The sequence below is a fragment of the Candidatus Sordicultor fermentans genome (assembly GCF_012728195.1).
GTDB lineage: Bacteria > Atribacterota > Atribacteria > Atribacterales > Caldatribacteriaceae > Sordicultor > Sordicultor fermentans.
Window position 1 is genome coordinate 1 of sequence record NZ_JAAYFP010000162.1, and the last position, 13,140, is coordinate 13,140.

Annotated in this window: 9 protein-coding genes and 2 pseudogenes; 3 read left to right on the plus strand and 8 right to left on the minus strand. The window is 39.1% G+C overall.

Translation table 11 applies throughout. The features are described 5' to 3' along the window. Together GXZ17_RS08310 and GXZ17_RS08315 are read left to right on the plus strand one after the other, a co-directional pair. Positions 1 to 248 (plus strand): annotated as a pseudogene (locus GXZ17_RS08310) (IS3 family transposase); the annotation flags it as partial. A gap of 46 nt (positions 249 to 294) precedes the next feature. Continuing rightward, positions 295 to 455, plus strand: a pseudogene (locus GXZ17_RS08315) (ATP-binding protein); the annotation flags it as partial. Between the two features lie 521 nt (positions 456 to 976). On the opposite strand, the gene GXZ17_RS08320 reads toward GXZ17_RS08315, so the two are convergent. The 8 genes from GXZ17_RS08320 to GXZ17_RS08355 form a co-directional block, all read right to left on the minus strand. Beyond that, positions 977 to 1,351: a hypothetical protein gene (locus tag GXZ17_RS08320; RefSeq protein ID WP_409376824.1), complete on the minus strand. Its 375-nt coding sequence runs from the start codon at positions 1,349 to 1,351 to the stop codon at positions 977 to 979. Between the two features lie 191 nt (positions 1,352 to 1,542). After that, entirely contained in the window at positions 1,543 to 3,030 is a 1,488-nt protein-coding gene (locus GXZ17_RS08325; protein WP_409376832.1) for an alpha-N-arabinofuranosidase, read from the minus strand. A 65-nt stretch (positions 3,031 to 3,095) separates the two neighbouring features. Beyond that, a complete protein-coding gene (locus GXZ17_RS08330) occupies positions 3,096 to 4,091 on the minus strand; it encodes an ABC transporter ATP-binding protein (RefSeq protein WP_409376825.1) in 996 nt (331 codons plus the stop codon). Next, the gene (locus GXZ17_RS08335; RefSeq protein ID WP_409376826.1) at positions 4,075 to 5,064 is read right to left on the minus strand and encodes an ABC transporter ATP-binding protein; all 990 of its coding nucleotides are present in this window, start codon (positions 5,062 to 5,064) and stop codon (positions 4,075 to 4,077) included. Before GXZ17_RS08335 ends, GXZ17_RS08330 begins: the two co-directional genes overlap by 17 nt. Position 5,065: 1 nt before the next feature. Continuing rightward, positions 5,066 to 5,923 carry an ABC transporter permease gene (locus tag GXZ17_RS08340; protein WP_409376827.1) on the minus strand — a complete coding sequence of 286 codons (858 nt, stop codon included), beginning with the start codon at positions 5,921 to 5,923 and terminating at the stop codon, positions 5,066 to 5,068. Between the two features lie 16 nt (positions 5,924 to 5,939). Beyond that, a complete protein-coding gene (locus GXZ17_RS08345) occupies positions 5,940 to 6,953 on the minus strand; it encodes an ABC transporter permease (RefSeq protein ID WP_409376828.1) in 1,014 nt (337 codons plus the stop codon). Between the two features lie 82 nt (positions 6,954 to 7,035). Next, positions 7,036 to 8,946, minus strand: a complete 1,911-nt coding sequence (locus GXZ17_RS08350; protein ID WP_409376829.1) for an ABC transporter substrate-binding protein — start codon at positions 8,944 to 8,946, stop codon at positions 7,036 to 7,038. Between the two features lie 548 nt (positions 8,947 to 9,494). After that, positions 9,495 to 10,427, minus strand: a complete 933-nt coding sequence (locus tag GXZ17_RS08355) for an ArsR/SmtB family transcription factor (protein ID WP_409376830.1) — start codon at positions 10,425 to 10,427, stop codon at positions 9,495 to 9,497. A gap of 760 nt (positions 10,428 to 11,187) precedes the next feature. Here GXZ17_RS08355 and GXZ17_RS08360 point away from each other — a divergent pair. After that, positions 11,188 to 12,207: an alpha/beta hydrolase family protein gene (locus tag GXZ17_RS08360; protein WP_409376831.1), complete on the plus strand. Its 1,020-nt coding sequence runs from the start codon at positions 11,188 to 11,190 to the stop codon at positions 12,205 to 12,207. Positions 12,208 to 13,140 lie beyond the last annotated feature (933 nt).

A 13,140-nucleotide genomic window follows, 5' to 3' on the forward strand; every position in this document is an offset into this window, starting at 1 on the left:
AGATAATGAAATGGAAGAAACAACTACTTGAAGAACTACCCTCCATATTTAGTGATAAAAGAGCAAAGACTGAGAAAGAGCGAGAAGACTTAGAAGCGGAGCTATATAGACAATGTGAGCTTATAGGACTTCCTTCCTCTTCCTATTATTACGAGGCAAGAGAAGAAAGTGAATATAATCTCCTCCTTATGAGGTTGATAGACGAGGAATATTCCAGGGCTCTTTTTTATGACACAAGAAGAATGACTGTGTTTGGTAGAATAGAAATACAGCACAGCGGAAGTTAAAAAGTACAGCATAAAAACTACTACAAACTTGGAATTCAGCAAGTGGAATAAAATATTTTATGATGAGAAAATAACAGCCGCAATCATTGACATTTAATTCACCACAGTCATTTATTGGTCTTTTCCGGACCAAGTTACCTTTTACCTCATTCTACTATGAACTGTTAATTCTGGAATTAAAGGTGCTGCAAAAATTAACTTCCGGAATGCTGCAAATTCATATTGCCAAACACAGGAAATTTACTTAAGTAAAACCATAACTTTCGTCAAGGTTTGAGAGTAACAAAAAAGCTGTGTCAACCATTTTGTGAGCTTCCCAGAGGATTTCAATTGCATTCTATCTTCCAAAGAACTCATCTGGTCCACTTACTTCATCTACCACTTCTTCGTATCTGGTAGAAACCATTACTGGACTTACACAGACATTTCATTCAGATGAGAATTCAGCCAGTGCACAAATATAGCTTGCTGCTCCAGGGTTCTTAGAATGAGAAGTTAAAAAAACCTGATCCGCCTGTAAACCCATTATGAGGATCATCGGGATCCCGTTGAGGTGGGAGAGCAACTCCTCAAAGACCTACAGAATCAGGTCGCCAGCATTTTAATATAACTGCCGTCATTTTACCTCCCTCAAAGAATTGTACCAATCAGGAGTCCACCACATCTCTAACTTTATACGCCTTAATCTATCAGCTCTCCTCAGAATTCAAAAACTTCCTGAGCTGCGGAGTTGGTGAAATTAATGTACCAATTACCATCTTTACAGTCAAAAAACTTTCCACCGGCTTGCCACACCAGAGCAATCCACCAAAAACCCATAGATTACACCGGACAAGAGCAGATTCTCTATAGAGTTTGACGAAAGTTTCTCTGTCCAGCCATTCATTTATGAGCTGAAACGCTCCCAGATCCGTATACTGGGGAACAAAGACACACACCTGGTAGGTCTGGGCCCGCTGATATCGCAGTTTGAGCTTTGGTATAGTGAACACCAAAGTTTTCCCGTTGAACTTTGATACCAGGATAGACTTTCTGAAATTCCTCAATGGAATAATTTTCATCACTAGTCCAGATCTACATGGTTAAAGTCACTGATCCTACGGTATATTCAGGATAGAAATCACCAACAAAGGCAAGAGGAATCACCAGAACCACTAAAATCAATACACTCGCAATACTTAAGAGTTTTTAATCGCCTGATTTCCTCCGCACTCCATGAATTTTAATTTATAAACCTGCCTTAAAAACTAGTAAATCACCCTTTCCCTAACCTAATGACATTCCAGGATAGAGGAGAAAGCTCGGCACTTACTTTATCTCCCTCAATGCGGGCACCTCCCCCGCTATGGGGTTTAACATTAAAAGGATTTGTTTCGGTATTGACTGCCTTAAGGTCGCTATTTTCCAGAACTATATGTTCAAGAACAGAATATCCTTCGAATCCTCTTAACTCACACTCCAGATCCATTTTGCTCTGCGCTCTATTAACAGCAAATACGGTTATCTCATCTTTTTCATCGTTAAAAACGGGAATAGCATCAAGATACGGAACAGCGCTAAAGTCTTTTGTATCATAAGTATCAGTCGATATAATGGGTTGTAAAACTACTCCCCTTCCATAATTTGAAGCATGCATAAAGGGGTAGAATATAGTTTGTCTCCACGCTCCCCCGCCTTTCCTGGTCATAATAGGAGCAATAACATTAACTAATTGAGCTAAACATGCTATCTTTACTCTATTGGCATGCTTTAGAAGAGTTATCAACATTAACCCCACAAGCAGCGCATCTTCAAAAGTATAGATATCTTCTAAAAGAGGAGGAGCAATTGTCCAGGGTGCTACTTCCTTATCTTTCTCTCGGGAATGAAACCACACATTCCACTCATCAAAAGAAATATCTATAGTTTTATTGCTTTTTTTGCAGCCTTTTATATAATCGCAAATCGCTATGGTTGATTTTATATAGGAATCCATATCCAGAGATTTAGCTAGAAAGTTTTCAATATCATCTTCCACATTATCATAGTAAGTATGCAAAGACACATATTCTACATAATCATAGGTGTGTTCAAGAACGGTAGCTTCCCATTCTCCAAAGGTGGGCATATGCCAGTTGGAACTTCCACAGGCTACCAGCTCAATACCCGGGTCTACTATTTTCATAACTTTAGCTGTTTCTTCAGCTAAACGAGCATATTCCTTTGCCGTCTTGTGGCCAATTTGCCAGGGACCATCCATTTCATTTCCCAGACACCACACTTTTATACTGTGAGGTTTTTCATATCCGTGATTCCTTCGTAAATCACTGTAGTAGCTCCCTGCTGGATGATTACAGTATTCCACAAAATTACGGGCTTCATCTATCCCTCTGGTTCCTAAATTTATAGACATCCTAGGTTCTGCCCCTACTAACTTACACCATTCTATAAATTCATTGGTGCCAAATTCATTGGGCTCGAGCGATCGCCACGCTAAATCTAGCTTTTTAGGTCTTTTATCCATTGGCCCAACTCCATCTTCCCAGTTATATCCAGAAACGAAGTTTCCCCCTGGATAGCGAACGATGGAAACATTCAATTCTCTAATTAAATCTATGACATCTTTTCTGAAACCTCTCTCGTTCGCTTCGGGATGACCAGGCTCATATATACCGGTATAAACTGCTCTACCAAGGTGCTCAATAAATGAACCAAAAAGCATATCTGAGACTTTTCCCACTGTAAAGTTTCTGTCCACATACATCTTTGATTTTTTATTGTTTGCCACTTTAACACCTCTCTTTAGAATTATTCGGCTTCATTGTTTTCCTACGAAGGTTCATACAAAAAACATTTGACCATAACTTCCTTTTCCGGCGATTCATAATACCCTGGTTCTTTCTCTCGGCATATATCCATCACTTTGGGGCATCTCCCTGAAAATTTACAGCCCTCCTTCTGATATTCGCCTACTTCTGTGGCCGAAATTTCCTGTTTCTGCAAAATGTCTAGCTTCTTTTTATCAGGGTCGGGTTCAAGTACAGATTGTTTCAAAAACTGAGTATAAGGATGTAAAGGCTCATCCAGAATTTCCTTTGCTTTCCCTACTTCCACGAGATTCCCCCTCAACATAACCCCTATCCTATCGCTTACGTAGTAGGCAGTGGCTAAATCATGGGTTATATACAAAACACTCAAATTCTGTTGTTCTTTTAAAGCTTTAAATAAATTTACAATAGAAATCCTTAAGGAAGCATCCAGCATGGATACAGGTTCATCCGCTATTAATATAGAAGGTCCCACAGCAAGAGATCTAGCTATGGCGATTCTCTGTAGTTGTCCGCCAGAAAACTCACCAGGATATTTTCCCTTAACCTCATTAAAGCTCAACCCTACCATTCCTAACGCCTTTTCAATAATAGCTTCTGCTTGACCTCTTTTTCTGGCAATTTCGAAATTCGAAACAGTTTCATACAAAAATACTTCTACTTTTTTCATGGGATCAAATGATTCAAAAGGGTCCTGGAAAACAGGTTGGACATCTTTCATAAATGCCATTTTATCTTTTTTGCTTTTCATTTTGGTAATATCTCTACCCTTGAAAAAGATGTCTCCCTCATCTGGTTCGATAATGTTGAGTATTAAGTTTGCCAAAGTGGTTTTCCCACTTCCACTTTCTCCTACCAAACTAAATACCTCTGGGATGTCCAGATTCATTTCTAGAGAAACTTTATTAACTGCTTTAAAATACTTCCTTGAAAGGAAAATTCTTTGCGAAAAAATTTTGGTTACATCATTGACTATAAGTTTATTGTTCTGCTTCAACTTCCTCATTCCTCAGAGACAAATGGCAAGCCACTTGGTGATTTTCACAAACTTCAGCTAAAATCGGATTTTCTTCAATACATAGGGCAGATGAAAAAGGACATCGAGGATGAAATTTACACCCACTTGGTGGAAAAGCCAAATTGGGAGGAGCACCTGGTATTCCTTTCAACTCTTTACCACCACCTATTTTGGGGAGCGATTCTATAAGCAATTTGGTATAGGGATGTAAAGGGTTTTTAAACAAAGCTCTAGTATCTGCCACTTCGACTATATTTCCTGCATACATAACAGCAACCCTAGAGCACAAATTAACCAGCACCGACATATCGTGAGATACTATTATTATTGTATTTTTACTCTCCTTTTGAATTTTCATAAACAAACCCAACACTTCTAATTGAACTCCCACATCTAAAGCTGAAGTAGGTTCGTCAGCTAAAATCACTTCAGGATTAAATAAACTTGAAGCAGCTATTACAATTCTTTGTTTCATTCCGCCAGAAAGCTGATGGGGATAACGCTCTAAAACTTCTTCAGGGAGTCCCAAGTACGAGAGGCGATTCCTTAAGAGCTCCTCAAAACCTTTCAAGCTTAAATTTTGCCCATGTGCTTTCCAGAGGTCTAAAAAAAACCTGTGGACCTTCTGTACCGGATTGAGAGCATTCATAGATCCTTGGGTAATATAGGAAATTTTTTTCCATTTAATAGAAGATAAACTTGATAAAGAAAAAATATTATTTACACTAAAATTACTAAAGTTATACCCTACTTCCCCTTTTTCCACATACAGTGGAGGCTCAACATACCCATAAATTGTTTTTAGTAGCGTGGATTTACCACATCCAGATTCCCCGGCTATTCCAAGTATCTCATCGCTTTCTATCTGGAGATTGATCTCATCTACTGCTCTAACCTTTTTTCCCCTTTGAAGATAGTGAGCAGAAAGATTACTTATCTCTACTAAACTCACATTAAAAACTCCCTTGCTGGTATCTAATTCTTGGATCTACGTACTCATTTATGCTTACCGACAGAAGATAAAGAGCAGTAAACAATATGATTGCTCCAGCTATAGGAGCAGCTAACCACCACCAAACACCTAAAATCAAAGCCTGATGCTGGTTTGCCCAATAAATGGTAGTGCCAATAGTGGGAAGCTGCAAATTAGTTAACCCCAAAACTGACAAGGTCACTTCAAGTCCCAAAGACCATATCATGTTATTAATAAAAGTAGACAAAAATACAGGAACAAGATGGGGAAAATATATTTTAAAAATTATGCTAAAAGTGCTCATACCTGAAAACCGAGCAGTATAAGTCAGCTTTCTTTCTTTCAGGCTTAAAATTTGAGATCTGAATAATCTAGAATCCCATGGCCAACCAAGTAAACCCATAACTATAGCCAGAGGAAAAAAAGAAAGTCTTCTAAAAACCATACCAATTAAGATTATTACCAAAAGAACAGGGAGAGTGATAAAACTATCATTTATTATCATTAAAACACTGTCTGTTTTCCCTCCTATATATCCCGAAATAGTTCCAAAAAGTAAAGCTATTAATCTTGAAACCGCAGCAGCAATCAATCCAAAAACAATCGAATTTTTAAGTGCAAAAGTCATCATCCAAAAAACGTCTTGTCCTCTTGAGTCTGTTCCCAACCAGTACTTTAAGCTGGGTGGGCGATTAACCGGTGCATAATAGGTCGAATACGGATCTACTGGAGAGAAAAAAGAAAGTATAGACATAAAAACAATGATTATCATCAAGATAAAACCTGTTCTGAACCTTGTGTCTCTTTTGACCAATTCCCCTACAAGACTCTTAACCATTGTGCTTTTCCACGTTCTAATAAGCTATCCTGGGGTCCAGTAAAGGATATATTAAGTCAATAATAAGAGTCCCAAAGGATACCGCCACAATTGATAAAATAGTTACCCCCATTATTAAGTTATAATCAGACCTTAATATAGCGTTATAAGATAACAAACCTAACCCCGGGTAGTTAAACACTATCTCAGTAATAAGAGTCCCGCTAAAAATCATCCCCAGCTGCAAAGCCAACCCAGTAATTTGAGGTAACATAGCGTTTCTCATAATATAATTGCTAAAAACATCTTTTTTATTCAGGTTGGCGAGTTTAGCATATACTACATAATCCTCTCCCATTATATGAGAAACAAGAGTCCTCATTCCCTGAAACCATCCCCCTATTCCTACCAAAAGGAGAGAAAGCCCCGGCAAAAAAGCATGCTTCAAAACATCAGCAAAAAAACTCCAATCCCTTCGGGGAACAGTACCAATGGGGTAAGCGCCACCAGAAGGGAATAGTGGCAAAATATAAGAAAAAACAATCAAAAGCAAGAGAGCCATAATATAATAGGGTATTGGTCGGAGGGCATTTATGGTTACTTCTAAACCCTTAGCCCATCTTTTGTTCCTATTGCATCCTACAATTCCACCAAGTATATTACCTATAACCCAGGACAATACAGTAGTAACCAATAAAAGACCTACTGTCCAGGGAAGAGAGTTCCTTATTAAATCCATAACTGGTGTTGGAAAAGAAGAAAAAGAAGGTCCTAAATCCCCTCTAAGTATATTTCCCCAAAACTTAATATACTGGTCAAAAACTGTTCCTTCCAGCCCATACGCCACTTCCAAAGTATTTCGTAGTTGTTCAACTGCCCTCGGATCGGTATATTGACCTTGAGCCATCGCTCTGCTTATGGCACTTTCAATCGGGCTCATATCCGTTGCCATTCTGGGAATTATAAAAACCACGGTAGTGCTAATAAAAATAACTACTAAACATTGGAAAATCCTACCGATAACATAACCAACAACTTTACCACTAACCATTGTCTTTTATCACCCCGGGTTTCTTAAACCATAAAGGTTTCTCCTGCCTGTAGGCTCATAGGCAGGAGAAACCTTAGTCCTTCTATTTACCTGTAGGTTTCAGTTTCGGGAACATATATTTACTATTTGCCCAGTTCGGAACAGGATTAGTATAAGGATTATCAGAAGTGGGATATCCCGTCCAGTAATATTCATCGCAAATAGTAAAAACGTTATAAGACATAACCGGTATCTCAGGCATATCTTCAACCATCAACTTCAGAAAATCTTGGCCTAGAGCAATAGTCTTTTCATAATCAAAAAAGTCTATTTTCAGAAGATTTTCGATTATTTTATCCAGCTCTTCACTTTGATACCTTATATAGTTAGAGCCCGCTGATGCATCTCCGCTTTTTCTATAGAAGTTAGAGTGCCAGGTTCTTAAGAAGAAAGAAAGATCCGGATGACCTCCCCAGGTTTCAATATTCCAGGCATAAGCTACATCGTAGTTACCGGGAGTTAAGTAGTTGGGCCAGAGAATTGCTGTACTCACACCTTGAATTTCTGCATCTATTCCAAATTTTTTCCATTGCTCGGCAATTTTTGTTGCACCTCTGGTCATTATTGGCCGCCCCTCAGCTTCACATATTATTCTTATTTGCCATGGCTCTCCGTCAGGCAATAACCACCGACCACTACTATCTTTAGTAAATCCTTGACTCTCAAGAAGTTTTGCAGCTACGTCAGGAGCATACTTCCACCATCCATATCCCAGGGATTGTTTGATCTTATCCTCATCAGTTGGAACATCGTAACCGAATTGATTTTTTGCTCTCTCAGCAAGTTGAAATGGAATTGTGTCGTCGTAGGGATGGAATTCTTCTCCTCCTACATTAATAGAGAAGTCTTTGAGCCATGATTGCAATGGTTCAAAATACCATGTCAAATGATTTCCTGTGGGTGGTACAGCAATGGATGAGAGAGTAGCAGCTCCGTTATAAGAAGCTAATGCTATTTCAGTCACATCCAGGCTAAGAGTAAGTGCCCATCTTACTTCAGGAATATTATAAGGATATTTTTCATTGTTCAGCAGTATAGCTATGAGGGTGGGATCAGGATGAGCCCAGGGGAATTGTTCAAACCAGGTTATAGCATAAGGGTTTTTTTCAATTAAGGAAATAGCTGCTTCTGGAGACAGGTCATGAATTATATCAAGCTCATGTTTCATCTGGTCTAGAATCCTGCGCTCTTGGCTGAGCCCCACATACAAGACATATTTAGGTCCTGGCTCTCCATAGAGCTTTCCTAAAGTTGTCCTTTCCCAATCGTCTCTCCTTTTCCATAAGTTCCAATATCCAGCCGGATCGTAAGACTCTGAGACATACGGACCCAAGCTTATTGGAGGATTGAACTTGAAACTTACTGGATCCTCAGCGTTCTCAAAAACATGTTTGGGCATAATATAGCAACCCGACCATCTAACGGTGAAAGTAGAATGCATACGGGAATTTGGCTCTTTTAGCTTGAACACCACAGTATAATCATCTGTTTTGTACACTTCGTCAACATATATTTCGAACTGTGGACCCCAGTTCATTTCTGGATGAGCTCTTAGCGTTTCCACTGTAAAAATAACATCATCTGCTGTGAACTCAACACCGTCGCTCCAGTATATCCCTTGTCTCAATTTTACTGTCATCTCGGTATAATCTTCATTATAGATAGGTGGTTCTTCAGCCAGAGAATTTAACCACGGATCACCCTCTATTCCTTCATCCGGGTCTATATACCATAGAGTATCCATTGATATCTGCTGGAGACCGCGACTCCAAGACGGACTTCCAGGCGCCCATATATTGAAGTTATCTGGATCAGTAGCTCTGCCATCCGGATTTTCGATAATTATCAATTCATTTCTCGAAACCCCTGGCATGTACTCTTCCTGAGCCAGGGCAGCTGTACCAATAAGCAACCCTACAGTCAAAATAGCTAAAAAACATGAAACTTTTTTCACTTAATTCACCTCCACGTATAAATTTACAGATTCTTTACATATCTCCACAATTATTCCCACTACACAAAAGCGGCCCTCACCTCCTTTTTAAAACCCGAGGTTTTCGCAAATTCCAAAACCTCTGCATTTTTAAACTAAAAAACTATAGCTTTATCATTTACCCATAACCTGAGCCCCTTTGGTCTATAGTCAACCACAAAAATCATGGTCTACTGAGAAAGGTCTTGGCTCCCTCGATAGTTCTTTGCTTTTTAATGTTCTTGTATTTTTCTTTTTAGAGGCGATAGAGAGATTTCCCCTATAGCCCAGGATAATTACAGTTTTGAGCAATATTCAATTTAAACTTTAGCTCCCTTAAGCCTACCTATGTTTTAGCCCGCTTTTCTACCAATAGAGGCGAGGCTCCCAAGATCTTTCATTATAGCCCTCAATGTAAATTTTCCATTTCAAGCTTTTTCTGCTTATATTGCTCTATAGATGCAGTGCCTGAGGTTGCGTAATATTTATCTGGATTCTCACTTTTTCCAAATTGTTCTCTCCCGCTACACCTAAAAATATAGACGCAAAACTATATCTTTATCATAGTTCCCGAAGCCTTTCCCAAAAATATTGATACCCCCCACATTTTGAGCGTTTTCCTTAACCCCAATTCGAACTTTTATAGAAGAGTGATCATAAATATGCAAATCTGTAAGACACACTTCGGAAATTTTCTCCCCGTCAACGAACGACCCTTCTTCCGTGATAATCCAGGTCTTCAATAATCCATATTGAGAACCTTCCAATTTCCACCATAGAGGAGTAAAACGACCTCTTTTGTCTCCAAAATCTCCCGGAGAAGTCCAGTCACCAACTTCTATTTCGTTTACCCATAGAGTGATATCCGAGGGCCAGTGTTTATTGGTCCCCGGCACTTCAGAAGAGAGCTCCATTATCACTTCTATTTTTTGAAGTGGCTTTCCCTTATAAAGGGCATTGTTAGGAAACTTGTATTCGACGAAACCCTTGCCAAACCAGAGAAGGCCAGCTTTAACTCTTTCGGGGCTCCAGAAGGAATCAGGTGAATCCAAAAAACCAATGATTTTCTCAGGGGAACACAAACCACATGGTGGATTGATTTCGAACTTAGTGTAAAGTCCTACCGGCATTTCCACCTCAATGGCGTCAATTCTGTTACTTGTTTCAGTTGTTGAGAGAAAACTTATGATAATTTCGCTGTACTGTGCACTACAAACCTTTTGTGATCCTCTTTCTCCTTTTTCATTTTCTACTTTTATAAGACCGGCCTTTTCTAAAACCCCAATGTTAACAGTTGCTGTAGATTGAGGGATTCCCAGGGTTTTGGCGATTTCGCTTACGTTTAACTTCTTACCATTAAGAAGTTCAAGAATACGAATTCGAAGCTCTGTGGATAACGCCTTTAGAATCCTAGCGTCCTGCCCACTATTAAGAACCAGAATATTTCCTGTTCGCTCTTTCATGGTTATATCTACGCTTCTTTCTGCAAAAATATCAAAAAATTTGATATAAAAAAATTTGATATAAAATAGCAAATATAATTATTTCTGATTCTAGAAATACCATAAAGCTTTGTATATGTCAAGTAAATTTGAAAATTCTTACAATTTTGCTTATTATATTGGGCCTTTCTACTTTTAAAAAAACAATCAAAAATATTGATACTCTGTAGTTATTTTTTTATTTCATGCTACATGTACGTTGTTCTTTTCCTCCCATCTTAAAATAAAGCTTGAACATTCACATTACCCTCCTTATTTTTTGTTTAAAAAAGTAAATTTAATACAGAACTTGAATGACTCAAAAAAACTATAGAGCTAATGAATATTCTGATATTGATATATAGGCAGTGTGAGCTTATGGAACTCCTTCGCTCTTCGTGTTATTATCCCGGAAAAGAAGGAATACTTTTACTTATTAAAATATTTAGAAATGAGAGAACCCAACGAGGTCTGGAGTAGTAATATAATACAACTTGCATCAGGATGAGGAAAGAGGGTTCTGTATCTGGTAGCCACAATAAACTGATGTAATAGGAAAATAGACATTTAAATCAGTAGTTTACTTGTCTTGACGCTAGGGACTTACCTCATGTTAAAGTTGTGTGGCCGCAGGAAAGCAGGACTCAACCTTGGCCAGCGGGGAGTGTTGATTGATTAATTGGATGGCTTCCCGTTCACTGAATTATATAAAAATGAGAAACTTTAAAAAGGAGGTTTAGTTATGAGAAATCTACGCCCTCTTCAGCCGTTTTTGACCCTTTATGAAAAGCCCAGAGCTTATGAGTTTAAAGCTGAAACTCTTGAAGAATGGGAAGCCTGGAGAGAGAGATTAAAAGAAAAATTAATTGAGCTTTTAGGAGGGTTTCCGGAAAGAGTTCCATTGGAGCCAGAAATAGTGGAAAAAAAGGGGTTTGAAGATTATACCAGGGAGAAGATAATATTTAACAGTGCACCTGATATAAGCGTGACAGGTTATCTACTGGTGCCTAAAAGAATAAATCTTCCAGCACCAGGGGTAATAGCCCTTCATGGCCATGGATATGGAAAGGACGATATCGTGGGCATATGGGAAGATGGAACAGAGAGAACCATCGCTGACGGTTACCAGAAAGATTTTGGGATTTCTCTTGTAAGGCATGGGTTTATTACCTTCGCTATTGAGCAGGTGTGCTTTGGAGAAAGGAGAGAACCCGAAGATATAGCCAGGGATAAATACCAATCATCCTGCCGAAAAGTTTCCTTCTGGGCCATGTTATTAGGTAAAACGGTTCTGGGAATGAGAGTTTGGGACGTAATGAGAGCCATAGACTACCTCGAGACCAGAAAAGAAGTCATGAAGACATCCATAGGTGTTATGGGTATATCAGGTGGGGGAATGAGTGCTCTATTTTCATCTGCTCTGGATGAGAGGATAAACTGTGCCGTAGTCAGTGGGTACCTGAACACCTTCAAAGATAGCATACTTTCAGTATATCACTGCGAATGCAACTATATACCAGGTATATTAAAATATGCTGAGATGTATGACATAGCAGGATTAATAGCGCCGAGATACTTGTTAGTAGAAAGCGGGACGAAAGATAACATATTTCCCATCAACGCCACTAAATTTGCTGTATCAAGGGTAAAAAGGGTGTACGAACTATTGGGATGCCCGGAGAGATTCGAAACTGACCTATTTGAAGGAAGACACGAGATAAGTGGCCGAAAAGCATTTGACTTTTTAAAATCATGTTTATAGGTATCTTCCCCATTTTTCTCTAAATTGTATCGACAATTTGTTATCATTGCGGTCAGCCGCAAAAATTGTGGCAATGCTTTTTATTCTGTTCGGCCCTGCGCTCGGAGTTATCGATACGATTATCTTAACTGCGAATATCGAGGGGAAAAGACACCTCCACAAGCAGCGTTGTTTCTTTCATTTTTTTTCCAACTGGAGATAAGGAAACGAGTCTCTTTATCCTGACTTTGACAGCTATAATTTAAAAACATTGATATATCAAGGAATAAAGAGTCTCTTTTTTGTTTACTCCACTACAGCTTCACTGATAATAAACTCGAGAATTTTATCCCTGAAGTTTGAGGTATCCGGGCATTATCATCCTCTATGACAGTCCTCACCAAGAAGCGTTTTCCCTGTCTCCTCTGATATGAGGAAGTTTCTCACCCAGCATGAATGCTATGGCAGAAGATAATACTCCCTGGCAAGGACTTTCGCTTCCGGAGGTGTGGAAATTCTATCATCCATTTCTTGACATTTATCACAGTTACTACGAACCCTGAGGAAGATGCCTTTCCTCCCCCAGTGGGTCCTTATCTTTTGTTTGTTATTTTTCAGGAGGTTATAAGGGGGCAGAGCCCCTTTTATAGTTGATTCACCCTCCCCCCAGAGAGGGAAAAGAAAAGTCGAGGAACTCTCTCTTTCGTCATTCCCAAAATTCAGTCGGAAATCCACATCATTTGTCATCCCCGAAGTCCTTTATTGAGAATCCAAATGCTTTAAATACTGTGGACCCCTCGCAGAACCATTCAGGGGTGACGACCTCCCTCTCTCGTCATTCCCGAGATTTTTTATCGGGAATCCATGCTTTTGCTTTTTTCTTTTTGGAACCATAGGAGCATCTCCTCCCATTATTTAGATTCCTCGTAGAACCGCTCAGGAATGAGAGATAAG